Source organism: Mesorhizobium sp. M0500 (assembly GCF_040321165.1).
In the GTDB taxonomy this organism is placed as follows: Bacteria; Pseudomonadota; Alphaproteobacteria; order Rhizobiales; family Rhizobiaceae; genus Mesorhizobium.
This window is the reverse complement of sequence record NZ_JAMYRB010000003.1, coordinates 145,034-168,573: the sequence shown is the minus strand read 5'-3', so window position 1 is coordinate 168,573 and position 23,540 is coordinate 145,034. Positions and strand designations below refer to the sequence as shown.

Below are 23,540 nucleotides of genomic sequence, written 5' to 3'. Positions count from 1 at the left end.
GGTCCTTGAATTAATTGAACGTTTGTTTTATTATCCGCGAAAAGGCGGCTTGTCATGGCGCGTACGACCGGTTCCGACGGAGAGAAGACCGAAGCTGCGGTCCGCGAGGCGGCGGTCAGCCTGATTGCGCGTCTCGGCTACGAGGCGATGTCGATGCGCCAGCTGGCGGCCGAGGTCGGCGTCCAGGCAGCGGCGCTGTACCGCTACTTCCCGACCAAGCAGGACCTTCTGTTCATGCTGATGCGTGAGCATATGGAAGGCTTGATCGAGGCGTGGCGCGCAACACGCCCTGTCGGCGCCGATCCGGCAGCGCGGCTTGCCGCTTATGTCGAAAACCACATCGCTTTCCATATCGAACGCCGCCACTCCACCCATGTCTCGAACATGGAGCTGCGCAGCCTGTCGCATGAAAAACTCACGCAGATCCTGCGCATGCGCACGGCCTACGAGAAGGAGCTGCGCGCCATCCTGCGCGACGGCGTCGAAGCGGGGTTATTCAGCATCGAAGACACCGGGCTCACCGCCATGGCGCTGATCCAGATGATGACCGGCGTCATCGTCTGGTTCCGGCCGGGCGAACGACTGTCGATCGCCGAAGTCACCGCTACATATCTAGCAATGACAATGCGCCTTGTTGGAGCAAAGAGCGATGGCGCGTCAACGAGCTACGACGCCGCGCCTCTAATCGGGCGCGCAAAGGACGCTCTAGCAACTTGATTTCGCGCATGATCCCGATTTTCGGGATCGTGCGCCGGGAGGAACGGCATGTACACGCAGACGCTCAACTTCGGGCTTGACGAAGACATCGAGGCGCTGCGCGACCTGGTGCGGCGCTTCGCGCAGGAAAAGATAGCACCGATCGCCGCCGAGATCGACCGCTCGAACGAATTCCCGGCACATCTGTGGGCGGAGCTCGGCGGGCTCGGCCTGCTCGGCATCACCGCCGATCCCGATTTCGGCGGCAGCGGCATGGGCTACCTCGCCCATGTCGTGGCGATGGAGGAGATTTCGCGCGCCTCGGCCTCGGTCGGCCTCTCCTACGGCGCCCATTCCAACCTCTGCGTCAACCAGATCAACCGCTGGGCAACGCAGGCGCAGAAGGAAAAATATCTGCCTTCGCTCTGCAGCGGCGAGAAGGTCGGCGCACTGGCGATGTCGGAATCGGGTGCCGGCTCCGATGTGGTGTCGCTGCGCCTGCGCGCCGAAAAGCGCAACGATCGCTATGTGCTGAACGGCACCAAAATGTGGATCACCAACGGGCCGGACGCCGAGACGCTGGTCGTCTACGCCAAGACCGATCCGGAACTCAATTCGCGCGGCATCACCGCTTTCATCGTCGAAAAGGCTTTTGCCGGTTTTTCCGTGGCGCAAAAGCTCGACAAGCTCGGCATGCGCGGCTCGAACACCGGCGAGCTGGTGTTCGAGAATGTCGAAGTGCCGTTCGACAATGTGCTGCACGAGGAAGGGCGCGGCGTCGAGGTGCTGATGTCGGGCCTCGACTACGAACGCGCCGTGCTGGCCGGCGGCCCGGTCGGGCTGATGGCAGCGTGCCTCGACGTGGCGATACCTTACGTGCATGAACGCAGGCAATTCGGTCAGCCGATCGGCGAATTCCAGCTGGTGCAAGGCAAGCTCGCCGACATGTATGCGACGATGAACGCGGCGCGCGCCTACGTCTATGCCGTGGCCGCCGCTTGCGATCGCGGTGAGACGGCCCGCAAGGATGCTGCCGGCTGTATTCTGTTCGCCGCCGAAAAGGCAACGCTGATGGCGCTCGACGCCATCCAGCTTTTGGGCGGCAACGGCTACATCAACGACTACCCGACCGGCCGGCTTTTGCGCGACGCCAAGCTCTACGAGATCGGCGCCGGCACCAGCGAAATCCGTCGCTGGCTGATCGGGCGGGAAATCATGGTGGAGGGCGCCTGATGGCGTCTTTTTGAGATTTTGCCAGAAGCCGCACGATGTGGCACACTTCCGAATATGTGCCACAACACAGGCGAGACGGACCATGGCTGGCAAAACGGGAAAGTCCGGATTTGACGAAGATCCGCAAGCACGGTTCGATGCCGGCGCTCGCCAACCACAGCTTCGTGCTCCGGCGAAACGCGAGCGTGTCAAGCTTGGCGAGGGCGGGCGCTTCGTCATTCCTGCCGCGATGCGCGAGGAGATGGGCGTGAAGCCTGGCGAGGACATGATCCTTCATGTCGAAAACGGCGAGCTGCGGGTAAGATCGTGGCTGCAGAATCTGCGACGCGTCCAGGCCGAATTGTCAGCGTTGAAACAGCCCGGTGAAAGCGTCGTCGACGAATTTCTGAAAGAGCGACGGGAAGAGCAGCGTCGAAGCGACAAGCGTCTCGACCGGCTTCACGCCGAAGGGACGACAGGAAAGCGGGCGAAATGAAGCCCTACGTCATGGACAGTTCGGCGGCGCTCGCAATCCTGCTCAACGAGCAAGGCACCGATAATGCTTTGGGGCTCGCGCCGGATGCACAATGCAGTTCGGTCAATGCGGCCGAAATCATCGCCAAGCTGATCGACAAGGGACGCAGCATGGAACAGGCCGCGGACGACCTCGCCAGTCTCGGCATGCCGATCGCCGCTTTCGACGACGCGATGGGCATCGCCGCCGGGCAGCTTCGCCAATTGACGCGGCATCGCGGCTTGTCGCTGGGCGATCGGGCTTGCCTGGCGCTGGCAATTCGCGAGAATGCCATTGCCGTCACCGCTGATCGCGATTGGGGCGACCTCGATGTCGGCTGCAAGATCGAGCTGATCCGGTAGCGCCATGGCCCCCCTCACCTCTCAGATGTCGTCCGCCTCCGATGCCTTCCGCGCCAATGCCGAGCGCATGCGGGCGCTGGTCGCCGATATTGCTGAAAAAGCCGCCGCCATCGACCGCGGTGGCTCGGAAGAGGCGCGTGAGCGGCACGTCTCCCGCGGCAAGCTCCTGCCGCGGCAACGCCTAGCCCAATTGCTCGATACAGGCTCGCCCTTCCTCGAAATCGGCCAGTTCGCGGCATGGTCGATGTATGGCGAGGACATCCCTTCGGCCGGCCTCATCGCCGGCATCGGCCGCGTCGAAGGCACCGAAGTGATGGTCGTCGTCAATGACGCCACGGTGAAGGGCGGCACCTATTATCCACTGACGGTGAAGAAGCATCTGCGTGCACAGGAGATCGCATTGCAGAACAATCTGCCTTGCGTCTATCTGGTCGACAGCGGCGGCGCCAATCTGCCCAACCAGGACGAGGTGTTTCCCGACCGCGATCATTTCGGCCGCATCTTCTACAACCAGGCCAACATGTCGGCCGCCGGCATTCCGCAGATCGCCTGCGTCATGGGTTCGTGCACGGCCGGCGGCGCCTATGTGCCTGCGATGTCGGACGAGACAATCATGGTGCGCAACCAGGCGACCATCTTTCTCGGCGGCCCGCCGCTGGTGAAGGCGGCCACGGGCGAGGACGTCACCGCCGAGGACCTCGGTGGCGCCGACGTGCACACAAGGCTTTCCGGCGTTGCCGACCACTATGCGCTCGACGACGAGCATGCGCTGGCCATATGCCGGCGTATCGTCAAAAACCTGAATCGGAACAAGACTGTAAGCCTTGCCTTACAGAAATCGATTCCGCCGCTTCACGATCCACATGAACTCTACGGCATCGTGCCGACGGATCTGCGCCAGCCCTACGACGTGCGCGAGGTAATCGCCCGCACCGTCGACGGTTCCGAGTTCGATGAGTTCAAGCAGAATTATGGCACCACGCTGGTCACCGGTTTCGCCCATCTCAGCGGCATGCCGGTCGGCATCGTCGCCAACAATGGCGTGCTGTTTTCAGAAAGCGCGCTAAAGGGCGCGCATTTCATCGAGTTGTGCTGCCAGCGCAAGATCCCGCTGATTTTCCTGCAGAACATCACCGGCTTCATGGTCGGGCGAAAATACGAGGCCGGCGGCATCGCCAAGGACGGCGCCAAGCTGGTGATGGCGGTCGCAACGGCCAAGGTGCCGAAGGTGACCGTGATCATCGGCGGCTCGTTCGGCGCCGGCAATTACGGCATGTGCGGACGCGCCTATTCGCCACGCTTCCTGTGGATGTGGCCGAATGCCCGCATTTCGGTGATGGGCGGCGAGCAGGCGGCAACGGTGCTTGCCGTGGTCAAGCGCGAAGGCATCGAGCGCAAGGGTGGGGAATGGAGCGCCGAGGAGGAAGCGAAATTCAAGAAGCCGATCCTGATGAAGTACGAGCACGAGGGACACCCGCTCTATTCGTCGGCAAGGCTCTGGGACGACGGCATCATCGACCCGGCCAAGACCCGCGAGGTGCTGGCGCTCAGCCTTTCGGCCGCGCTCAACGCCGAGATCGAGGAGACAAAATTCGGCGTGTTCAGGATGTGAGATGAGCGAAATCGGCCAGAGGATTCGCATTCAAACCGGCGACATCACGAAGCTGGCGGTCGATGCCATCGTCAACGCCGCCAATACCTCTCTTCTCGGAGGCGGCGGCGTCGACGGCGCTATCCACCGCGCGGCCGGCCCCGAGCTTGTGGCAGAATGCCGGACCTTGCATGGCTGCAAGGTCGGAGACGCAAAAATCACCAAGGGCTACAGGCTGCCCGCGCGCTACGTCATTCATACGGTCGGGCCGGTCTGGCAAGGTGGCAGCAAAGGAGAAGCCGAACTGCTCGCCTCCTGCTATCGCCGGTCGCTCGAAATCGCCGCCGCAAAGGACTGCCGGACGGTAGCGTTTCCAGCGATCTCGACCGGGGCCTACCGCTATCCGAAGGATCAGGCGACGCAAATTGCTGTCGGGACCGTGAGCGCCTTCATCGGCCAGAACATCGTTCCGGAAACCGTCATTTTCTGCTGCTTCGACGAGCCGACGACCGAATTGTATCAGCGGGTCGTTGCTGCACTCGGCAGGGTGTGACCCTGCGCGGGAGACAACCCACCACATCTCCAGACTATTTTTTGCTTCTCGATCTGGCCAGACGAAAGAATCACGGCTATTGATCATCGCAAATACCAATGGGGATTGGGCGAAGATGAGGCGGCGGGTTTTTCAGAGAACAACTGTGCATTTACTTGCAGGGTTGCTTATATTAGTGACCCCTGGCATCGGCGCAGCGGAGTCGCTGGCGGGAAGCAAGGGCGAGACCCGTTTCTATCCCTATTTGCCGCAGAGCCCGAAGGATCCGTGTACCAGGGCCTACAAGGCCTATGTAGCGGCCGGCGGCCATTCAGCCTATGCAACCACTCCGTATTCCCGGGTGCGTTCTCTGTACATCATCTGCGGCTCGCGCTTGAATGCACCGTCACAGCAAGCTGCCGAAGAATTGGCGTTGAAATCCTGTCAGGCCGCCCGCAACAGTTACAGAGTTACAACAGGCGGCGGCTGCGAAATCGCTGCCTCCAAGTAGGCGAATATATTTCAGTGTTTGGGGTTCAAATGGGTTTGGCAATGAAATCTTTATCAATCAAGCGAGCAACCATGTCGGTACTTGCACTGCTTGTGGCCTCTGCACCGAATGTCGGCGCCGCCGAATCGCTGGCGGGAAGCAAGGGCGACAGCCGCTTTCCGGTCTATTTTGCACCGGGTACAATCGGAGGCTGCGGCAAGAATTACAAGGACTATGTGGCGGCTGGCGGTCACTCGGCCTATGCGATGACGCCATTCAACTGGGCAACCGAATTCACTATTTGCGGTGCTTATCTGAATGCAACATCCCAGAAGGCTGCGGAGGCGCTGGCGTTGAAATCCTGCCAGTCCGCGCGCAGCAAGTACAAGGTCACGACTGCAGGGGCCTGCGCCATAGCTGCCTCCAAATAGACCGACACTCGTCGGCCTTCGACGTATTCAATGGGTGGGAAAAATGAAATCTATAGGCGTCAAACAAGCAGTCTTCTCGCTAATAACCGGGTTGCTTCTAATCTCGAGCCCCAATGTCGGCGCGGCGGAATCGCTGGCTGGAAGCAAGGGCGACGTCCGCTTCTACCCGTATTTTCCGGCGACCGCGGATCGGCCATGCACCAAGGCATATAAGGCCTATGTGGCGGCCAGCGGCCATTCAGCTTATGCGACCACTCCGTATTCCCGGGTGCGTTCGTTGTACATCCTGTGCGGCTCGCGCTTGAATGCGCCCTCGCAAAAGGCTGCCGAGGATATGGCGATGAAATCCTGCCAGGTCACCCGCGACCGTTACAGGGTCACGACCGGGGGAGCTTGCGAAATCGCGGCCTCAAAGTAGGCAGGCCTCGCTTGCCTACCCTTTGACCGCCAGACTACAAAGCAGGGCATTGCCGCAGTTCGCGTGACGAGAATTCGCGCCGTTGGCGGCAGCTCTGCCTGTGGAGGCCCGATGTTCGCCAAGATCCTGATCGCCAACCGTGGCGAGATCGCCTGCCGGGTGATCCGCACGGCACGCAGGATGGGTGTGCGCAGCGTCGCCGTCTATTCCGACGCCGACGATCGCGCCTTGCATGTCGAAATGGCCGACGAAGCGGTGCATATCGGCGCCTCTCCCGCCAACGAAAGCTATCTGCGCGGCGACAAGATCATTGCGGCGGCCTTGGCCACAGGTGCCGAGGCCATCCATCCGGGCTACGGCTTTCTTTCGGAAAACCCCGAATTCGTCGACCAGGTCGCGGCGGCTGGGCTGATCTTCATTGGCCCGTCGGCGGCCTCGATCCGCGCCATGGGACTGAAGGACGCGGCCAAGCGGCTGATGGAAAAGGCCGGCGTGCCTGTCGTTCCGGGCTACCATGGCGAAGCGCAGGAGATCGTGTTGCTCGCCTCCAAGGCGCGCGAGATAGGCTACCCCGTACTGATCAAGGCGCGCGCCGGCGGCGGCGGCAAAGGCATGCGGCGCGTCGAGCATCCCGATGATTTTTCGGAAGCACTGTCGGGCGCGCGGCGCGAGGCGAAAGCCGCGTTCGGTGACGACCGCGTCTTGGTGGAAAAATATGTCGACAAGCCGCGCCACATCGAAGTGCAGGTGTTTGGTGACAATTTCGGCAACGCCGTGCATCTTCACGAACGCGACTGCTCGGCACAGCGCCGCCACCAGAAGGTGATCGAGGAGGCGCCTGCCCCGGGCATGACGCCGGCACTGCGCAAGGCGATGACCGAGGCGGCGGTGAAAGCCGCCAAGGCAATCCACTATTCCGGCGCCGGCACGATCGAGTTCATCGTCGATGCCTCGCAAGGGCTGAAGGCCGACCGTTTCTGGTTCATGGAAATGAACACCCGCCTGCAGGTCGAGCACCCCGTCACCGAAATGGTCACCGGCATCGACCTGGTCGAGTGGCAGTTGCGGGTAGCCTCCGGCGAAAAACTGCCGAAGACGCAGAGCGAGATCGCGCTCTCCGGCCACGCCTTCGAGGCGCGCATCTATGCCGAGGACGCGGCAAGAGGGTTTTTGCCGGCGACCGGCACCTTGCACCATTTGAAATTTCCGCAGCCGGCACCGGAGGGTGCGACCATGCGCATCGAAACCGGTGTGCGCGCCGGCGATGCGATTTCGCCGTTTTACGACCCGATGATCGCCAAGCTGATCATCCACGGCAAGGACAGACGGGCAGCGCTCACAGCGCTTGGCGCGGCGCTGTCGCAGACAGAAATCGCCGGCTCGACGGTCAACACTGCCTTCCTTGCCGCCCTAGTCGCTGATGCAGATTTTGCGGCGGGCGATGTCGATACCGGCCTGATCGCTAGGCATCTGCAGGCGTTGACGGCGGTTCCGCCGCCGAGCGGTGAGACGATTGCCGCCGCGGCACTTGCCGCGTCCGGTGCGGGCGACTTGCCGTCCTCGGACGATCCCTGGTCGTCACTGGCCGGCTATGCGCATTTCCACACTGTAGCGCGGCGCATGCTGCTGAAGTTTGGCGAGCAGGAGATCGTCACGCGCGTGTCGGTGCGGCCGGACGGACGGTTCGAGGTGGCGCTGGATGCGCCCTATGACAGCGTCAATTCGCATGATCTTCGCGCCGCGCCTCGCCTCGCCCGCTGGCCGGGCCACGTCACGGTCTTCGATGGTGCAATAGGCTACGGTTTTGCCGTGCCGGATCCGCTGGCGCGAGCCGACGAAGCCGCCGCCGCTTCCGGCAGCCTGCGCGCGCCAATGCCCGGCCTAGTCAAATTGGTGCGTGCAGCCAGAGGCGAGTCCGTGATCAAGGGCCAGCCGCTGCTGATCCTGGAGGCGATGAAGATGGAGCACACCATTGCCGCGCCCCATGACGGGGTTATCGCCGAGATTGCTGCCGAAGGCGCGCAGGTAACCGACGGCACCGTGCTGGTTCGCTTTGCCGAGGAACCTCAGTTGACTGCTGTTTCCCTATCCACGAAGTGATCTCGAACGCGTGACAAAGGCGTCGCCAAAAACAACATGGCCGGGTTTGACCCCGGCCATGTTCAATTACAGCAGCGCGTCTTGCGGCGCCGCGGCCATCACGGCTGGATCGGCGCGTATTTGCCGTCGTGCCACTGGTTGATGTCGTAGCTGGCGTTTTTGAGGTCGCCCTTCTCGTCGAAGGTGACCGAGCCGACAACCGTGCTGATCGGCTGGCCGTTCTTTAACGCTTCAGCGACTTTTGCCGGATCGTCGCTGCCGGCGCGTTTGATGCCTTCGGCGAAGGCCTGGATCACCGCATAGGAAAACAGCGTGAAGCCCTCCGGCACGAAGCCGCCGGCCTTGATCTTGGCGATGGCTTCCTTGGCTTCGGGCTTCGCCTGCGGGTCCGATGGGAAGACGAACATGGTGCCTTCGCCGGCCGGACCGGCAACCTGCCAGAATTCCGGGGAAGCGATCGAGTCCGGCATGATCAACTGGAACTTGAGGTTCTGCTCCGCCGACTGGCGCAGGATCAGGCCGGCTTCGGGGTGATAGCCGCCGAAATAGACGACGTCGGCTTTCAGCTCCTTGAGCTTGGTAACAAGCGCGGAATAGTCCTTCTCGCCGGCGTTGATGCCCTCGTAGAGGATCTCTTTGAGACCGTTCTGGTTCATCGTTGCCTTGACGGCATCGGCCACGCCCTGCCCATAGGCGCTCTTGTCGTGCATGATGACGACGTTCTTGCCGGCATATTTCTTGGCGATCCATGGACCGATGAAAGCGCCCTGCGCATCGTCGCGCGTATAGAGGCGCATGATCGTCGGCCAGCCGGCCTTCGCCGCTGCGTCGGTTAGTACCGGGTTCGAGGAAGCCGGACTCATCATCAGCGCACCGGCTTCGGCGTAGACGGCGGAGGCCGGGATGCTGGAGCCCGAGCAGGCGTGGCCATCGATGAACTTGACACCATTGGCGATGATGCGGTTGGCGACCGAAACCGCCTGCTTCGGATCGCACTGGTCGTCCTCGATGTCGAGCTTGATCTGGCGGCCGTCGACGCCGCCCGCCGCGTTGATCGCGTCGGCGGCGGCTTGCGCGCCCTGCTTGAACTGATCGCCGATGGTGGCAAGCTGACCGGTCATCGGTCCGACCACCGAAAAGGTGATGTCGTCGGCGAAGGCTACCGGCGCGGTCATCATTAGGCCAAATATGGCGGCGCTCAAAATACTGAATTTCTTCATGGTGACACAACTCCTCCACTCTCGCGCGACCATCCCGGCCGCGCCTCTTCCAGAGTGGCGGGAGAATTTCACCCTTCACCGGGGCTGTCTAGACGCATCGTCGGCACTCGATTGGGCCTGCAACACGCAGTCCCAAAGACAAAGCCGCGCCAGCCTTGTTCCGGCCGGTCGCGGCTTTTGCCATGAGCTTCCCATCGGCGCCAGGACCCGCTCGCCTTCCCTGTCTATTGCACAGCTTGCCGCCGTGTTCTTGATCTTGTTGGCTCAGCCGTCTTGCGCGGCCTTGATTTTTCGGGCCCGGCCCTCTGCGCGGCCTTGACCCGAAGCATCCCTGTTGTGAGGTCAGTACCCTTGTGAAGTCGATGCCGGCGAATTCAGTGCATCGTCATCCATTCGCGAGCTTCGCGCAGCGCCTTGGCGATCTCGACCTTCGACATGGCGGCAGACAATTCGGAGCGCAGTTCAGCGGCGCGGGCCGAACCCTTGATCGCGGCGATGTTGAACCATTTGTGGGCGGCGACGACATCGGTCTCGCAATCGCGGCCAGTCGCATACATCATGCCCAACTCGAAGAGAATATCGGCCTGGGCAGTTGCCCCCATGGCGCCGAAGCCGGCTTCAAGCATTTCAAAACGTGCCATTTCAAATCCCCTGTTCTGGCTCCCGAGAGCTGTCTCCGTCTGTCCCTCGGTGTCCTTGATTACCGTCGGGGGCGGCCGCTCTTTCGATGCTTTCGAGAATGCCCCGGAGGCTTGAATCCGTCGTTAAATGGCGTGCTTAATTTGAGGAAAACAAAGCTAAAACAAGAGGTAAACGCGAAAATTCGTTAAGGATACAAAGCCAGCAATCGCGCCGGTTTGCACAAGATTTGAAGAAAACTTGCGAGGCGCGGATCAAGACTCCGCTAACCACAGAAGACAAAGACGTGTGCGGCCCGTTTCATTTTTCGCCGGCGCGGCCGTTCGGGAGCGGGCAAAAACCCGCAACCCTTCCGTCGCGGCACCGCTTTTGTTTTTCCGGGAGCTGGACTAGCTTACGTTTGCGTAAGGGGCAGACACCCGGGACGGAGCCCGATTGGACTTACCTGAGGGAGGAAAGACATGTTTCGACAAGTGAGCCTGGCCCTCGCGGCCGCAATAATGATGACCGGCGCGGCATGGGCCGATCCGATCGAAGGCAATTGGAAAACGCAAGCCGGATCGACTGCCGCCATTTCGGGTGGCGGCGGGGCATTTTCGATTACGCTCAAATCCGGCAAATTTGCCGGCAAGAACATCGGTTCACTGAAGGTTGCCGGCGACAACAAATATGCCGGCACCATAACCGACCCGGAAACCGACAAGACCTATTCGGGCAAAGCATCGCTTTCCGGCAGTTCGCTCAAGATGAGCGGCTGCGTGCTCGGCGGGCTGATCTGCAAGAGCCAGACCTGGCATAAGCTCTGATCGTGCCATTCCTGCCAGGGGTGAGCGGGGCCAGTCGGCCCCGTTTTCATGTTATCGGTCTCGCAGCCGCGGCGTCGCCATAGGTCGCTGCTTTCAAGGCGGCACGCCCAGAGATCATCAACCATTTTGAACCCCAGATGAACGGAGCCATCAGAGCCGGTTCAGCCGGGGCAAGGCATTGTCATGCGTATTGAAGGAGACACCGCGCAATGCTTGCCCGCCGCTTCACCATCGTCTGCCTGCTGATGAGCCTGTTCGGCATGTTGTTCGCCGTCCTTGTCGCCGAAGCCGGCCGGCCGTCCCGCTCCTGGGACGTCGCCAGTTCCTGCCGACTCGGTTGCTTGAACCATCTTCACCACTGAAACGACAAAGAGCTGAACCTTTAGAGAAAAGCAAAACGCCGATGAACCGCCTCGCCGCCAACACCCTCAAGACGCTTCGGCTGCTGCCGCGCGCGGCGCGCATCCTGACTGTTCTTTCGGTCCCGGTACTGGCCGTGCCGACGATGCGCACCAATGCTGGCTCGACGATCGAGGCGCCTGCGTTGAGGAAGTCAGGCCTCGGCTTTGTGCTGCTGGTTAGCCTGCAGCGCGGTTAGCAGACCGAAAAACGCCGACAGCGCGTATTGAGGCCGCCTTACCCCCTCCCAACCGCGCGTCCAACTCTCTATATTGAGTCATGGAAAAGCGAATCTATCCCCAAGCCATTGAATCGGTCGTCACGCCGGAGCCGTTTGGCCGACAGAGCTTCAACGATGCCAAGAAGGCGGTCGCGGCCCTGCAGGTGCTTTACGACCGCAACACCAAGTTCCTGCGCGATTCATTTGCCGCGCTCGCCGCGGGCGGCGACAACAACAAACGCTACCGGGCCTTCTATCCGGAGATCGGCGTCACCACGAGTTCGTTCACCCAAATCGACTCAAGGCAGGCCTATGGCCACATGCCGACGCCGGGGCATTTCTCAACCACCGTCACCCAGCCTGCTCTTTTCGAAAGCTACCTCACCGAACAGCTTCGGCTGATCATGCGCAACCACGGCGTTCCGGTCACGGTTTCGGAATCGACCACTCCCATCCCGCTGCATTTCGCTTTTCTCGAAGGCACGCATGTCGACGGCGCCGCTGCGGAGCGCATCAAACGGCCGATCCGTGACCTGTTCGACGTGCCGGATCTCGACGGCACCGACGACCAGATCGCCAACGGTACCTTTGAAGTGGGATTGGGCGAGGCACGGCCGCTGGCGCCGTTCACCGCACAACGGATCGACTATTCGCTGCATCGGATGTCGCACTATACGGCGACCAGTCCCCAGCATTTCCAGAACTTCGTGCTGTTCACCAACTACCAGTTCTACATCGACGAATTCGTCGCCCGTGCACGCGAATTGATGGCCAATGGCGGTAACGGATATGTAGAGTTCGTCGAGCCGGGCAATATCGTGACCAAAGTGGGCGACAGCGCGCCTGGTGAGGGTGCTGCGCCCCCTCGCCTGCCGCAGATGCCGGCCTATCATTTGAAGAAGCCGAACCATGGCGGCATCACCATGGTCAATATCGGCGTTGGCCCTTCCAATGCCAAGACCATCACCGACCATATTGCGGTGCTCCGGCCGCATGCCTGGGTGATGCTCGGCCATTGCGCCGGCCTGCGCAACACGCAGGCGCTGGGCGATTATGTGCTGGCACACGCTTATGTTCGGGAAGACCATGTCCTCGACGACGATCTTCCGGTCTGGGTGCCGATCCCGCCGCTGGCTGAAATCCAAGTGGCGCTGCAGGAAGCGGTCGCCGAGGTCACCGGGCTTTCCGGCTACGACCTCAAGCGCATCATGCGCACCGGCACCGTCGCCACCATCGACAACCGCAACTGGGAGCTGCGCGACCAGCGCGGGCCGGTGCAGCGGCTGTCGCAGTCGCGGGCGATCGCTCTCGACATGGAATCGGCGACGATCGCCGCCAACGGCTTCCGCTTCAGGGTGCCCTATGGCACGCTGCTTTGCGTATCCGACAAGCCGCTGCATGGCGAATTGAAGTTGCCGGGCATGGCGACCGAGTTCTACAAGCGGCAAGTAGCGCAGCATCTGACCATCGGCATCAGGGCGATGGAGAAGCTGGCTGAAATGCCGATGGAGCGGCTGCATTCGCGCAAACTCAGGAGCTTTTCGGAAACTGCCTTCCAGTAAATGCCGAATCGCATGTGTCGGTCCAGGTCAGGACATTTCGTCATCTTGATTGAGCCGCACTTCTGCCGATAGACAAAGCGATGGCACGTGTTTGGGACATGACGGTTGCGCTGGCATTCGTCGCAATGCTTGCACTCTCGGCCGCGCTGGTGGCCGGGTTCTTCGGATCGCTGCATCCGGCCCTCGATTCCTTTGCTCATTTCCGCGTCCATTTTTCGGTGCTGATGGCGCTTTGCGCGCTGCCGCTGCTCGCCACCTCGTTTCGCCTGCAGGCCGCGGTCGCATTGCTGTTTGCGATAGCCTCCTTTGCCACCACGCCGAATGCCTTGCCGCTTTCGCGGCTATGGCAGGTGCAGGCCGCCTACGAAGCCAAACCCGGTGACGAGCCAGTCTACCGCCTGCTGCAGATGAACCTCAGGTTCAACAATCCAACGCCTGAGAAGGTGCTGTCGCTGATCGGCCGGACCCAGCCTGATGTTATCACCCTCGACGAGGTGTCCGAAACGTGGAAGGCAAAGCTTGGGCTGCTATCCGGCGGCTATCCCTACCGGATCCTCTGCCCATATCCCAATGGCGTGTTCGGCGTTGCGCTGCTGTCCAGACGACCGTTTGGCATAGGCACGGAGCCGCACTGCGACAGCCGCGGCGCGATGGCGATCGCCACGGTCGATTTCGGCGGAACCGACGTCGATGTCGCCGCCATCCACCTCACCTGGCCATGGCCGCACAACCAATCACGGCAGATTGGAGGGTTGTCTGACGAAATCGCCTCGCTTGGCGAGACGTCGATCCTGGCAGGCGACTGCAACGCAGCGCCATGGAGCGCCGCCGTCCGGCGCGTCGCATCGCTTGGCAAGCTGACTGTAATGCCGTCGGTCGGGCCGACCTGGCTCTACAGAAGGCTGCCGGATTTCCTGCGCTTCGCCGGACTGCCGATCGACCAGGTCTTCAGCAAGGGCGCCATTGTTATCCATTCGGCGTCGACCCTTGAGGACACCGGCTCAGACCATCTGCCGGTGCTGGTGGAGTTTTCGCTTCGGTCGGATGAACAAAAGCCGCTCGACGAGCACCAGACGGCGACCGCGCTTGCGGCGCTGCCTGGCGGGACGCGAAGCTGAAAATCCGCAGTCCAATCTCGACCTGGCTTATTACTGGCCCACAAAAGCGCGGATGAGGTGCTCGACAGGGCCGCCGTCGCGATGCTCGTGCGCATCGAAGGCGATCTGCTTTGCCTCGTATTCGGCATAGATGGCATTGATCCGGCGCTTTGCCTCGCGACGTGCCTCGAAACAGTGCGGGTCATCACCGACTGTCAGCCCTCGAACCGACTTTTCGGTGGCCCGCATCATCTGTCTGGCGATGCGGCCATGGGTCTCTTCATGGGCGCGAACGCCAGCGAAGAACCGCTTCCAGCGCTTCTGCAGCGCAGGCGACGTGGCTGAGACTAGTTTGGGATAGGTATAGAAGAGATTGAGCGTCCCGTTGGCCTGGCGCAGGCGGCAGACGCCGTTTTCCCGTTGGGCGTCGAAGGTCCAATCATCGACGCTGTAGCCGGTCTGCGCGATGGCGTGGGTCATGAAGCCGTGCTTCGGCCCACTGCGATCCATGGCCTCGATCAGGGCCGCGCCGGTGGTTCCGGCAATGTTGTAAGTTCGTGTCTTGACCAGCACCTTAGTGCCGGCCAAGGCTGCAGGGGCGCACAATGCCCCGATCGCCACAACGCTCGTCAGAACTGCCAGGCGCATTTTTCCTTCCTCCCTGTCGCCGCAGAAAGGAAACACAGGCAGGCGGTTTATTCAACAATCCTACGGTTGCGCTGCTCCTCATCTTGTTTAGTCCGGAGCAAACCTTGTGACTTACATGTTCTGGTAGACCGGGCCCTCGCCGCCCTGTGGCGGCACCCAATTTATGTTCTGGTTCGGGTCCTTGATATCGCAAGTCTTGCAGTGCACGCAGTTCTGCGCGTTGATGACGAAACGCACATCCTTGGCCGCAGGATCGGCGGCGGCATTGCCATCCTTGTCGACCCATTCGTAGACGCTGGCCGGGCAGTAACGCGTCGAGGGTCCCGCATAGACGTCATGCTCAGAGCGCTTCTGCAGGTCCATGTCGGCGACGAGCAGATGCACCGGCTCGTTCTCCTCGTGGTTGGTGTTGGACAGGAACACCGACGACAGCCGGTCGAAGGTCAGCACCCCGTCCGGCTTCGGGTAGGCGATCTTCTGGTGCGCGGCGGCCGGTTCCAGCGTCGCATAGTCGGCCCTGCCGTGCTTCATCGTGCCGAAGGGCGAGAAGCCGAACAGCGTGTTCAGCCACATGTCGAGGCCGCCAAGGCCGACGCCGACAATGGTGCCGAAGCGCGACCATAGCGGCTTGACGTTGCGCACTTTCTTCAGGTCCTTGCCGATATCGGTGGCGCGCCAGGCGGCCTCGTAGGAGGCCAACTCGTCATTGGTGCGGCCGGCGGCTATCGCATCACAGACATGCTCGGCCGCCAGCATTCCGGAGAGCACGGCATTGTGCGAGCCCTTGATGCGCGGCACGTTGACGAAGCCGGCCGCGCAGCCGATCAGCGCACCGCCGGGGAAGGACAGTTTCGGCACCGACTGCCAGCCGCCTTCGGTGATGGCGCGGGCACCATAGCCCAGCCGCTTGGCACCCTCGAAGGTGCCGCGGATCGCCGGATGTGTCTTGAAGCGCTGGAACTCGTCAAAGGGCGACAGATAGGGGTTCTTGTAGTTCAGGTGAACGACGAAGCCGACTGCCACCTGGTTGTCCTCGAGATGGTAGAGGAAGGAGCCGCCGCCGGTCTTCAAATCGAGCGGCCAGCCGAAGGAATGCTGGACAAGGCCCGGCCGGTGGTTTTCCGGTTTGATCTGCCAGAGTTCCTTGAGGCCGATGCCGTATTTTCCGGGCTCGCGGCCGTCGGAAAGGTGGTGTTTGGCGATCAGTTGCTTGGCCAGCGAGCCACGCGCGCCCTCGCCGATCAAGACATATTTGCCCATCAGCGCCATGCCCGGCGCAAAGCCCGGACCGTGCGTGCCGTCCTTCTCGACGCCCATGTCGCCGGTGACGACGCCGGTGACCGCACCGGCCTCGTTGTAGAGCAGGCCGACCGCGGCAAAGCCCGGATAGATCTCGACGCCCAGCGCCTCGGCCTTGGTCGCCAGCCAGCGGCAGACATTGCCGAGCGAGACGATATAGTTGCCGTGATTGTTCATCAGCGGCGGCATCAGGATATTGGGCAGACGGAACGAACCGGCGGGGCCGAGAACCAGGAAATGGTCATCGGTGACCGGTGTCCTGAAGGGATGACCCTCCTCTTCGCGCCAGCCGGGCAGCAGCCGGTCGATGCCGATCGGATCGACGACGGCGCCGGACAGGATGTGCGCGCCGACTTCGCCGCCCTTTTCCAGCACGACGACGGAAAGCTCGGGATTGACCTGCTTGAGACGGATCGCGGCGGCGAGGCCGGCCGGGCCGGCGCCGACGATGACCACGTCGAATTCCATGCTTTCGCGTTCGATATCGCTCATCGATCCCTCACTGGCTCGCTATTCCCGGCATCTTGCTGGCTCACGCGCTGCATAGCGCATCAAATAGCGACGGGAAACCGGCGCGGACGTGACAATACCGATTTCGTCAAAAAGTCGCGTCCTGCCGCACAGATTCGCGGTGACGAGCATCAATCTTCAATCCTATTCCGTTTGCACAGATATGTCGCACTGATGTTTTTAATTGTTCGACGGCTTGCTTATCGGCCATACTTCCCGCCATGCGCATATTCGGGCCGGCTGGCTTTTCATCGACGCGCTTTTTTTTCACGCCCGGCCGGTTTTGCCGTGCGGCGCTCTTGGCGCTTCTGCCACTGACGGCCCTCGATGCCCGTGCCGAGCAGCAACTGGTCTGGGCGACCGGCGCCTATTCCTTTTCCGACGAGCGCGGCGGTTTCCGCATCACCGGGGCTTCCGGCATCGGCACGAAAGAGGATCCGCTGGTCATCACCGAAGAGCTGAATTCAGCGACGCCGGTAACGCTGGCCATTCGCACGACAAGGCCGATCCAGCCGTTCGGCAAGGCGGGAGACTTCGCCAATGGTCTGATGTATATGCGCATCGACGTGCTCAACAATAGCGGCCAAGCCTGGGTCGAGTTCCAGTTCGAACTCCAGGAGATCCTCGACCAGCCGAGCGTGTTCGGCGACGGCCTGTCGTTCGACCAGCGCAACAAAACGCCCGAAAATATCTGGTCGAGCAGCTACGCCGATTTCGACCGCAATTTCGAACCGTATGACCGCCTGCTGTTCAAGAACGGCAAGATCGACCCGCTGAAGACCGCCAGCTTCTATTTCCTGATCACCGACTACACGCCGCGCTGGACGTTCTATCTCGTGCAGGATCCGCGCATACCGTCGAGCTGAACTTGCAAATTCAAGCTCCGCGGCCGAATGTGAAACCATGACTGCCGCCCCCCACACTAGCCGAGCCGATCTCGCCGAGCTGCTGGCCTTCTACGCCAGCGCCGGCGTCGACGAGGCACTTGAAGAACAGCCGGTAAACAGGTTTGCAGAAGCCAGGCCGCCCGAGCGGGTGCCTGCGGCGGCCGCTCTGCCGGCCGGTGAAAATGCATCGCCTCATCGCTCGACGAGCGTGTCGCGCGGCGAAATGGGCGAGAGACCGAATACGGCACCGGCAGTGCGAACGTCCCCGGCCATGTCAACGGTGCCCGACGAGGCGCAGGCGGCATTGGCGCGGCAACTGGCGAGATCGGCGGCAAACCTCGACGAGCTTCGCCAGCACATGGCGGCATTCAACGGCTGCAATCTTAAATTCACCGCCAAGAACCTGGTGTTCGCCGACGGCAATCCGACTGCCGCGGTGATGCTGGTCGGCGAAGCACCGGGCCGCGACGAGGACATAGAGGGCTTGCCGTTCGTCGGCCGCTCGGGCCGGCTGCTCGACCGCATGCTGGCCGCGATCGGTCTTGACCGGACATCTGCCTACATCGCCAACGTGATTCCCTGGCGGCCGCCGGGCAACCGCACGCCGACGCCGCACGAGACCGAGATCTGCCGGCCGTTCATCGAGCGGCAGATCGAACTGGTCAATCCGAAGGTGCTGGTCAATCTCGGCGGCCCGTCGGCAAAGACCCTGCTCAACACCTCCGAAGGCATATTGCGGCTGCGCGGCAACTGGCGCGTCCACACGACCCCGTCTGGCGTCGCCATTCCCGCCATGCCGACCCTGCATCCGGCCTATTTGTTGAGAACGCCGGCGCACAAGAAGCTGGCGTGGCGGGATTTCCTCGAAGTGAAGGCGAAGTTGCGGGCACTTGGGTAACGGTGCAGAACGCGTCTTCCGTCCTCCCCTTGCGAGGAAGGAAGGGCGGCACCATGACCTCGCAGGTAATTGAAATGCGCCCACTGCCGGCCTAGTCATCTCGTTATGACAGCAGCCCAGATTTCCGCCGGCAGTCTCATTCGCGAATGGCGTACACGCCGGCGCATGAGCCAGCTCGACCTCGCCATGGAGGCCGAGATCTCGCAGCGGCATCTGAGTTTCGTTGAAAGCGGCCGCGCCGCACCCTCGCGTGACATGGTGCTGCATCTGGCGGAGCAGCTTTCGATCCCGCTCAGGCAGCGCAACCAGCTGCTGCTGGCCGCCGGCTTTGCCCCGAGCTTCAGCGAACGACCACTTGACGATGCCTCGATGGCACCGGCGATGGCGGCGGTCGAGACCGTGCTCAAGGCGCACGAGCCGTTCCCGGCGCTTGCCGTCGACCGGCATTGGAACCTGGTGTCGGCGAACGCCGCCATCGGCCCGTTCCTCGCCAATGTCGCCGACGCCTCACTGCTGAAGCCGCCGGTCAACGTTTTGCGCCTCAGCCTGCATCCCGGCGGCATCGCGCCGCGCATCGTCAACCTTGCGGAATGGCGGACGCATCTTCTGGAGCGGCTGAAGCGGCAGAACGACGCTGCCGCCGATCCGGTTCTGGTCGAGCTCGAGCGCGAGCTTCGGGCCTATCCGTCCGGCCTTAAAAGCAGCCGGCCGGCGCCGGTCGAGCCGAACGCGATTGTCCATCCGCTCAAGCTTGCCCATGGCGACGCGGTGCTGTCGTTCATCAGCACCATCACCGTGTTCGGCACGCCGCTCGACGTGACGCTGGCGGAGCTGGCGATCGAATCTTTTTTCCCCGCCGACGAGCAGACGCGGGCGGTGCTGATGCGGCTGGCGAAAGAGCGGACCGACGCAGCGGGCTGATCACCCTTCCGGCGCGACGGCCTTGCGGGTGCGGGTGCGTTCGAGACCCAGCTGGCGCTCGCGCCAGATGATGAAAATCCCCGCCGCAACCACGATCATGCCGCCGACCAGCATGTTGATCGTGGCGATATCGCCAAAGACCAGATAGCCGACGACGACGCCGAGGATCATCGAAGTGTATTCGAACGGTGCCACGACGGAAGCCTCGGCATGGCGATAGGCCGAGGTCATCAGAATCTGGCCAAGCCCGCCGCAAAAACCCGCGGCAATCAGAAGCCCCGCCTGTGCTGGCGTCAGCGCCTGCCAGCCGAATGGCAGCGAAAGCAGCGCCATGACGCTCGCGGTTACCGAAAACCACAGCACGATGGTCGCCGTCCGCTCGCTCTGGACGAGGTTGCGAACCAGGAGCATGGCGATGGCCGAGATCGCCGCGGCTATCAGGGCGGCGATGACGCCAAGCACCTCCTGATCGCCAAGGGCAGCGCCCGAACTGAGCAGCGTCAGTTCCGGCCACGAGATGATCAGCACCCCGACCAGGCCGACGGCAACCGCACTCCAGCGATAGATGCGGATGGCTTCGCCGAGGAAGATCGAACTGAACACCACGACCAGCAGCGGCTGCGCGTAGTTCAGTGTGATCGCCTCCGGCAGCGGCAGCCGCGTCAGCGCGAAGAAGCCGAGCCCCATGGCACAGACACCGACGACGCCGCGCGCAATGTGGTTGAGCGGGCGCTTTGTCGAAAAGGCGGTTCCGAGTTTTCCCTGGAAGGCGAGGAAGGCGATGATCGGAAAAATGGCAAAGAAGGAGCGGAAGAAGACGATCTGGCCCGCCGGGACGGTGCCTGCCGCCTTGATGCAGGACGACATGCCGACGAAGACCGCCACCGATACGATCTTGAGCAAGATCCCGGTCAGCGTGCTGTGCTCGCCGGCAAGGTCGCCAACTGCAAGCACTGGCAAATCCGGTCTGGCTGTCACGCCCCTTTTGCTTCCTCGATCGCCGCCCAGATGCACGCCGGCGTTGCCGGCATGTCGATATGCCTGATGCCGTAGGTGCGGTAGTGCGCGTCGGTCACCGCATTGAGCGCGGCAGGCATCGACCCGATCGTACCCGCCTCCCGCGCGCCCTTGATGAAGGCCACATCCTCGCGACGCAACACAGAGGCGCTCGTTCCGAATTTCGGCGTGACGACGGTCATGGAAGCCTCGCGATGATGCTTGGGAAATGATCGCCTGAAATAGACGTCGCTGCAGTTTTGTCGAGGGAGCGTTTCGTGTAAAGAGCGCAGACTTCAAATTATTTGGACCAGCGGACCCGCCCGCCGCACCCGATCGACAGGAAAAATCAAGGAATGCGCACAGATACCGGCCAGGTCTTCAAGCTCGAAGACTATCGCCCCAGTGATTATCTCATTCCGGAAACCAGCCTGACTTTCCGCCTTTCGCCTGAAGCAACGCATGTGACCGCCGTGCTGACGGTCGAACGCCGCGACGGGATTGCGGCGTCGGTGCCACTGGTGCTGGATGGCGACGGGCTGACGCTCCGCGGCATCGCCATCGACGGCCAGGAGCCGAGCCCTGCGGATTTTCTCGTCACGCCCGATCAACTGACAATCATCAGCCCCCCTGCGACAAGGCGCTTCCAGCTGAGAATTGAAACCGTGTTGGCGCCGGCGCAGAACGAAGCGCTGATGGGCCTCTATCGCTCGAGCGACGTCTATTGCACGCAATGCGAGGCCGAAGGCTTTCGCCGCATCATTTATTTCCTCGACCGTCCCGACATCCTGTCGGTCTATACGGTGCGTATCGAAGCTGAGCGCAATGAGGCGCCGCTGCTTTTGTCCAACGGCAACCCGGCCGGCAGCGGCGAGCTTGCCGGCGGCTGGCACTATGCGGTCTGGCACGACCCCTTCCCCAAGCCGTCCTATTTGTTTGCGCTGGTGGCGGGCGACCTCGGCAAGATCTCGGACAGTTTTGTCACCCTGTCTGGCCGCAGGGTCGAGCTCGGAATCTATGTCGAACCGGGCAAGGAGAGGCTCGCCGGCTACGCCATGGACGCTTTGAAACGGTCGATGAAATGGGACGAGGAGGCATTCGGCCGCGAATACGACCTCGATGTCTTCAACATCGTCGCCGTGTCCGACTTCAATATGGGCGCAATGGAGAACAAGGGTCTCAACATCTTCAACGACAAATATGTGCTGGCCGACCAGGAAACCGCGACCGACGCCGATTTCGCCAATATCGAGGCCATCATTGCCCATGAGTATTTCCACAATTGGACAGGTAACAGAATCACTTGCCGCGACTGGTTCCAGCTTTGCCTGAAGGAAGGCCTGACGGTTTTCCGCGACCACGAATTCTCCGCCGATCAGCGCTCGCGCGCCGTCAAGCGCATCGCCGAGGTTCGTACGCTGCGCGCCCATCAGTTTCCCGAGGACCAAGGGCCGCTGGCGCATCCGGTCCGGCCTCGCCGCTACCGCGAGATCAACAATTTCTACACGGCGACGGTCTACGAAAAAGGCTCGGAAGTCGTGCGCATGATCCATACCATCCTCGGCGCCGAGACGTTCCGCGCCGGCATGGACCTCTACTTCGAACGTCACGACGGCCAGGCGGCGACGATCGAAGACTTCATCAAAGTGTTCGAAGACGTCTCGGGTCGCGACCTGTCGCAGTTTTCGCTGTGGTATCATCAGGCCGGTACGCCGAACCTGACCGTCAGTTCGGCGTATAATCCGGCAGCGCGGGAATTCACGCTCGAAATCGAGCAGTCGGTGCCGCCAACGCCGTCGGAAAGCCGCAAGCGGCTGATGCACATTCCGCTTGCCTTCGGCCTGGTTGGCGCCGGTGGCGAGGCGATAGCCCACAGCGGCGCCGAAGGGGCGAACGTCGAGGACGGTGTCATCCATATCCGCAAACGCCGCCATGTCGTCAGGTTTTCCGGGATTGGCGAGCGTCCAGCCATGTCGCTCAACCGCGGCTTTTCGGCGCCGGTGACACTTTCGGTCGAGCAGCGGCCCGACGACCAGTTTTTTCTGGCTGGGCACGACAGCGACGCCTTCTCGCGCTGGCAGTCGTTCAACACGCTTTTGACCGATGCGCTGATTGCAGCCTTCCGCCAGATCCTGGACCACAGGCAACCCGAGTTCAGCGCCCGGCTGACCGGGCTTGCCGGCAAAATAGCCGGCGACGAAGCGCTCGAACCCGCCTATCGGGCACTGGCGCTGGCGCTGCCCGGCGAGGCCGATATCGCCCGCGACATCGGCAAGAACATCGACCCCGACGCCATTTTCGCGGCGCGCGAGGCGCTGGCGGTTGCGATCGCCGAGGCCAACCGCGAGATATTCTCCAAACTTTACGATCGGCTCGCCGACACTGGTCCGTTCAGCCCGGACGCGGCCAGTGCCGGGCGGCGGGCGCTGCGCAATGTCCTGCTGGACTATCTCTCCTTGCTGCCGGGAGGTGCGGAACTCGCTGCCGGGCACTTCCAATCGGCGACCAACATGACCGACCGGGCCGCGGCGTTGACCGTGCTTGCGCACCGTCACCATGGCTCACCGGAGGCGACCAAGGCGCTGGCGGATTTCGAGGCGAAATATGCAACCGATCCGCTGGTCATGGACAAATGGTTCCAGATCCAGGCCAGCGTGCCCGGCCCGCAAACCGTCGACGCGGTGCGCGCCTTGACAGGCCACCCTGCGTTCTCGATGGCCAACCCGAACCGGGTACGGGCACTCATCGGCACGTTTTCCAGCGCCAACCAGACCGGCTTCCATCGCACCGACGGCCAAGGCTACCGGCTTTTCGTCGAAACGGTGCTGCAGGTCGAAAAACGCAACCCGCAGGTGGCCGCCAGGCTGGCGACGGCGCTCAGGTCGTGGCGCTCGCTCGAACCGGTGCGGCAGGCCAAGGCAAGGGAGGCGTTGCTTTCGATCGCCAATACCGAGAAGCTGTCGGCCGATTTGCGAGACATCGTCGAGCGCACCCTGGCGTAAGCGACCTCCGTTGTCCCCTTGTGGGAAAAAGGGAAGACCCCCCGAAAACCCAGTTATTTTAGTCGATTTTTAATCTTTTTTCGCCGCGCC

26 protein-coding genes are annotated in these 23,540 nt (G+C 62.1%); 19 read left to right on the top strand and 7 right to left on the bottom strand.

What is annotated here, in order from left to right; all coding sequences use genetic code 11:
* The first annotated feature begins 54 nt into the window (after positions 1-54).
* The 10 genes from NKI70_RS07875 (at position 55) to NKI70_RS07830 (ending at position 8,346) form a co-directional block, all read left to right on the top strand.
* Positions 55-717 carry a TetR/AcrR family transcriptional regulator gene (locus NKI70_RS07875; RefSeq protein WP_352645838.1) on the top strand — a complete coding sequence of 221 codons (663 nt, stop codon included), beginning with the start codon at positions 55-57 and terminating at the stop codon, positions 715-717.
* Positions 718-765: 48 nt separating this feature from the next.
* Entirely contained in the window at positions 766-1,929 is a 1,164-nt protein-coding gene (locus NKI70_RS07870; protein ID WP_352679828.1) for an isovaleryl-CoA dehydrogenase, read from the top strand.
* Positions 1,930-2,011: 82 nt separating this feature from the next.
* A complete protein-coding gene (locus NKI70_RS07865) occupies positions 2,012-2,404 on the top strand; it encodes an AbrB/MazE/SpoVT family DNA-binding domain-containing protein (RefSeq protein WP_023677794.1) in 393 nt (130 codons plus the stop codon).
* Positions 2,401-2,784 carry a type II toxin-antitoxin system VapC family toxin gene (locus NKI70_RS07860; RefSeq protein ID WP_352698676.1) on the top strand — a complete coding sequence of 128 codons (384 nt, stop codon included), beginning with the start codon at positions 2,401-2,403 and terminating at the stop codon, positions 2,782-2,784. The genes NKI70_RS07865 and NKI70_RS07860 overlap by 4 nt, the downstream gene beginning before the upstream one ends.
* Before the next feature lie 4 nt (positions 2,785-2,788).
* Positions 2,789-4,396: a carboxyl transferase domain-containing protein gene (locus NKI70_RS07855; RefSeq protein WP_352698678.1), complete on the top strand. Its 1,608-nt coding sequence runs from the start codon at positions 2,789-2,791 to the stop codon at positions 4,394-4,396.
* A 1-nt stretch (position 4,397) separates the two neighbouring features.
* Positions 4,398-4,928: an O-acetyl-ADP-ribose deacetylase gene (locus NKI70_RS07850; RefSeq protein ID WP_352449023.1), complete on the top strand. Its 531-nt coding sequence runs from the start codon at positions 4,398-4,400 to the stop codon at positions 4,926-4,928.
* A 115-nt stretch (positions 4,929-5,043) separates the two neighbouring features.
* Entirely contained in the window at positions 5,044-5,418 is a 375-nt protein-coding gene (locus NKI70_RS07845) for a hypothetical protein (RefSeq protein ID WP_352698789.1), read from the top strand.
* Positions 5,419-5,447: 29 nt separating this feature from the next.
* Positions 5,448-5,828 carry a hypothetical protein gene (locus NKI70_RS07840; protein WP_245274740.1) on the top strand — a complete coding sequence of 127 codons (381 nt, stop codon included), beginning with the start codon at positions 5,448-5,450 and terminating at the stop codon, positions 5,826-5,828.
* Positions 5,829-5,871: 43 nt separating this feature from the next.
* On the top strand, positions 5,872-6,246 hold the full coding sequence (locus NKI70_RS07835) for a hypothetical protein (protein ID WP_352591963.1): 375 nt from the start codon (positions 5,872-5,874) through the stop codon (positions 6,244-6,246).
* Positions 6,247-6,357: 111 nt separating this feature from the next.
* Positions 6,358-8,346: an acetyl/propionyl/methylcrotonyl-CoA carboxylase subunit alpha gene (locus tag NKI70_RS07830; protein WP_352591960.1), complete on the top strand. Its 1,989-nt coding sequence runs from the start codon at positions 6,358-6,360 to the stop codon at positions 8,344-8,346.
* Between the two features lie 98 nt (positions 8,347-8,444).
* Here NKI70_RS07830 and NKI70_RS07825 read toward each other — a convergent pair whose 3' ends face one another.
* On the bottom strand, positions 8,445-9,566 hold the full coding sequence (locus tag NKI70_RS07825) for a branched-chain amino acid ABC transporter substrate-binding protein (RefSeq protein ID WP_023677800.1): 1,122 nt from the start codon (positions 9,564-9,566) through the stop codon (positions 8,445-8,447).
* 374 nt (positions 9,567-9,940) lie between these two features.
* On the bottom strand, positions 9,941-10,207 hold the full coding sequence (locus tag NKI70_RS07820) for an SEL1-like repeat protein (protein ID WP_010915070.1): 267 nt from the start codon (positions 10,205-10,207) through the stop codon (positions 9,941-9,943).
* 459 nt (positions 10,208-10,666) lie between these two features.
* Here NKI70_RS07820 and NKI70_RS07815 point away from each other — a divergent pair, with 459 nt between their 5' ends.
* From NKI70_RS07815 to NKI70_RS07795, 5 genes are all read left to right on the top strand, one after another.
* Positions 10,667-11,011: a DUF2147 domain-containing protein gene (locus tag NKI70_RS07815; RefSeq protein WP_023677801.1), complete on the top strand. Its 345-nt coding sequence runs from the start codon at positions 10,667-10,669 to the stop codon at positions 11,009-11,011.
* A gap of 209 nt (positions 11,012-11,220) precedes the next feature.
* Positions 11,221-11,373: a hypothetical protein gene (locus NKI70_RS07810; protein ID WP_023677802.1), complete on the top strand. Its 153-nt coding sequence runs from the start codon at positions 11,221-11,223 to the stop codon at positions 11,371-11,373.
* Between the two features lie 41 nt (positions 11,374-11,414).
* Positions 11,415-11,609, top strand: a complete 195-nt coding sequence (locus NKI70_RS07805; RefSeq protein ID WP_352698680.1) for a hypothetical protein — start codon at positions 11,415-11,417, stop codon at positions 11,607-11,609.
* A gap of 80 nt (positions 11,610-11,689) precedes the next feature.
* Positions 11,690-13,192 carry an AMP nucleosidase gene (locus tag NKI70_RS07800; protein ID WP_352698682.1) on the top strand — a complete coding sequence of 501 codons (1,503 nt, stop codon included), beginning with the start codon at positions 11,690-11,692 and terminating at the stop codon, positions 13,190-13,192.
* 80 nt (positions 13,193-13,272) lie between these two features.
* Positions 13,273-14,310: an endonuclease/exonuclease/phosphatase family protein gene (locus tag NKI70_RS07795; protein ID WP_352698684.1), complete on the top strand. Its 1,038-nt coding sequence runs from the start codon at positions 13,273-13,275 to the stop codon at positions 14,308-14,310.
* 30 nt (positions 14,311-14,340) lie between these two features.
* Here the strand turns inward: NKI70_RS07795 and NKI70_RS07790 are convergent, their stop codons facing one another.
* From NKI70_RS07790 to NKI70_RS07780, 3 genes are all read right to left on the bottom strand, one after another.
* On the bottom strand, positions 14,341-14,937 hold the full coding sequence (locus tag NKI70_RS07790; RefSeq protein ID WP_352501795.1) for a DUF922 domain-containing protein: 597 nt from the start codon (positions 14,935-14,937) through the stop codon (positions 14,341-14,343).
* A gap of 111 nt (positions 14,938-15,048) precedes the next feature.
* Positions 15,049-16,728 (bottom strand): electron transfer flavoprotein-ubiquinone oxidoreductase, encoded by a 1,680-nt coding sequence (locus tag NKI70_RS07785; protein ID WP_352698686.1) that lies wholly within the window; start codon positions 16,726-16,728, stop codon positions 15,049-15,051.
* Between the two features lie 106 nt (positions 16,729-16,834).
* Positions 16,835-17,017, bottom strand: coding sequence for a hypothetical protein (locus tag NKI70_RS07780; protein WP_198023574.1), 183 nt, complete (start codon positions 17,015-17,017; stop codon positions 16,835-16,837).
* On the opposite strand from NKI70_RS07780, the gene NKI70_RS07775 reads away from it, so the two are divergent.
* The 3 genes from NKI70_RS07775 (at position 16,968) to NKI70_RS07765 (ending at position 19,452) form a co-directional block, all read left to right on the top strand.
* The gene (locus NKI70_RS07775) at positions 16,968-17,612 is read left to right on the top strand and encodes a hypothetical protein (RefSeq protein ID WP_023677808.1); all 645 of its coding nucleotides are present in this window, start codon (positions 16,968-16,970) and stop codon (positions 17,610-17,612) included. The genes NKI70_RS07780 and NKI70_RS07775 overlap by 50 nt on opposite strands.
* Before the next feature lie 37 nt (positions 17,613-17,649).
* Complete coding sequence (locus NKI70_RS07770) at positions 17,650-18,531, top strand: uracil-DNA glycosylase (RefSeq protein ID WP_352698688.1); 882 nt, start codon at positions 17,650-17,652, stop codon at positions 18,529-18,531.
* Positions 18,532-18,636: 105 nt separating this feature from the next.
* Entirely contained in the window at positions 18,637-19,452 is an 816-nt protein-coding gene (locus NKI70_RS07765; protein WP_352471021.1) for a helix-turn-helix domain-containing protein, read from the top strand.
* Here NKI70_RS07765 and NKI70_RS07760 read toward each other — a convergent pair whose 3' ends face one another.
* Positions 19,453-20,430 carry a DMT family transporter gene (locus NKI70_RS07760; protein ID WP_502897762.1) on the bottom strand — a complete coding sequence of 326 codons (978 nt, stop codon included), beginning with the start codon at positions 20,428-20,430 and terminating at the stop codon, positions 19,453-19,455. It abuts the gene before it with no gap.
* On the bottom strand, positions 20,427-20,651 hold the full coding sequence (locus NKI70_RS07755) for a hypothetical protein (protein ID WP_352698794.1): 225 nt from the start codon (positions 20,649-20,651) through the stop codon (positions 20,427-20,429). The genes NKI70_RS07760 and NKI70_RS07755 overlap by 4 nt, the downstream gene beginning before the upstream one ends.
* Positions 20,652-20,804: 153 nt before the next feature.
* Here NKI70_RS07755 and pepN point away from each other — a divergent pair, with 153 nt between their 5' ends.
* Entirely contained in the window at positions 20,805-23,450 is a 2,646-nt protein-coding gene (gene pepN / locus NKI70_RS07750) for an aminopeptidase N (protein WP_352698690.1), read from the top strand.
* The last annotated feature ends 90 nt before the right edge of the window (positions 23,451-23,540 follow it).

What these genes read in the sequence shown, in the direction of transcription:
- NKI70_RS07830 (WP_352591960.1), top strand. Translation starts at nt 6,358, where the DNA reads ATGTTCGCCAAGATCCTGATCGCCAACCGTGGCGAGATCGCCTGCCGG.
- NKI70_RS07865 (WP_023677794.1), top strand. Translation starts at nt 2,012, where the DNA reads ATGGCTGGCAAAACGGGAAAGTCCGGATTTGACGAAGATCCGCAAGCA.
- NKI70_RS07855 (WP_352698678.1), top strand. Translation starts at nt 2,789, where the DNA reads ATGGCCCCCCTCACCTCTCAGATGTCGTCCGCCTCCGATGCCTTCCGC.
- NKI70_RS07800 (WP_352698682.1), top strand. Translation starts at nt 11,690, where the DNA reads ATGGAAAAGCGAATCTATCCCCAAGCCATTGAATCGGTCGTCACGCCG.
- NKI70_RS07815 (WP_023677801.1), top strand. Translation starts at nt 10,667, where the DNA reads ATGTTTCGACAAGTGAGCCTGGCCCTCGCGGCCGCAATAATGATGACC.
- NKI70_RS07860 (WP_352698676.1), top strand. Translation starts at nt 2,401, where the DNA reads ATGAAGCCCTACGTCATGGACAGTTCGGCGGCGCTCGCAATCCTGCTC.
- NKI70_RS07810 (WP_023677802.1), top strand. Translation starts at nt 11,221, where the DNA reads ATGCTTGCCCGCCGCTTCACCATCGTCTGCCTGCTGATGAGCCTGTTC.
- NKI70_RS07785 (WP_352698686.1), bottom strand. Translation starts at nt 16,728, where the DNA reads ATGAGCGATATCGAACGCGAAAGCATGGAATTCGACGTGGTCATCGTC.
- NKI70_RS07770 (WP_352698688.1), top strand. Translation starts at nt 17,650, where the DNA reads ATGACTGCCGCCCCCCACACTAGCCGAGCCGATCTCGCCGAGCTGCTG.
- NKI70_RS07755 (WP_352698794.1), bottom strand. Translation starts at nt 20,651, where the DNA reads ATGACCGTCGTCACGCCGAAATTCGGAACGAGCGCCTCTGTGTTGCGT.
- NKI70_RS07870 (WP_352679828.1), top strand. Translation starts at nt 766, where the DNA reads ATGTACACGCAGACGCTCAACTTCGGGCTTGACGAAGACATCGAGGCG.
- pepN (WP_352698690.1), top strand. Translation starts at nt 20,805, where the DNA reads ATGCGCACAGATACCGGCCAGGTCTTCAAGCTCGAAGACTATCGCCCC.
- NKI70_RS07840 (WP_245274740.1), top strand. Translation starts at nt 5,448, where the DNA reads ATGGGTTTGGCAATGAAATCTTTATCAATCAAGCGAGCAACCATGTCG.
- NKI70_RS07825 (WP_023677800.1), bottom strand. Translation starts at nt 9,566, where the DNA reads ATGAAGAAATTCAGTATTTTGAGCGCCGCCATATTTGGCCTAATGATG.
- NKI70_RS07775 (WP_023677808.1), top strand. Translation starts at nt 16,968, where the DNA reads ATGCGCATATTCGGGCCGGCTGGCTTTTCATCGACGCGCTTTTTTTTC.
- NKI70_RS07845 (WP_352698789.1), top strand. Translation starts at nt 5,044, where the DNA reads ATGAGGCGGCGGGTTTTTCAGAGAACAACTGTGCATTTACTTGCAGGG.
- NKI70_RS07805 (WP_352698680.1), top strand. Translation starts at nt 11,415, where the DNA reads ATGAACCGCCTCGCCGCCAACACCCTCAAGACGCTTCGGCTGCTGCCG.
- NKI70_RS07795 (WP_352698684.1), top strand. Translation starts at nt 13,273, where the DNA reads ATGGCACGTGTTTGGGACATGACGGTTGCGCTGGCATTCGTCGCAATG.
- NKI70_RS07850 (WP_352449023.1), top strand. Translation starts at nt 4,398, where the DNA reads ATGAGCGAAATCGGCCAGAGGATTCGCATTCAAACCGGCGACATCACG.
- NKI70_RS07765 (WP_352471021.1), top strand. Translation starts at nt 18,637, where the DNA reads ATGACAGCAGCCCAGATTTCCGCCGGCAGTCTCATTCGCGAATGGCGT.
- NKI70_RS07835 (WP_352591963.1), top strand. Translation starts at nt 5,872, where the DNA reads ATGAAATCTATAGGCGTCAAACAAGCAGTCTTCTCGCTAATAACCGGG.
- NKI70_RS07875 (WP_352645838.1), top strand. Translation starts at nt 55, where the DNA reads ATGGCGCGTACGACCGGTTCCGACGGAGAGAAGACCGAAGCTGCGGTC.
- NKI70_RS07820 (WP_010915070.1), bottom strand. Translation starts at nt 10,207, where the DNA reads ATGGCACGTTTTGAAATGCTTGAAGCCGGCTTCGGCGCCATGGGGGCA.
- NKI70_RS07790 (WP_352501795.1), bottom strand. Translation starts at nt 14,937, where the DNA reads ATGCGCCTGGCAGTTCTGACGAGCGTTGTGGCGATCGGGGCATTGTGC.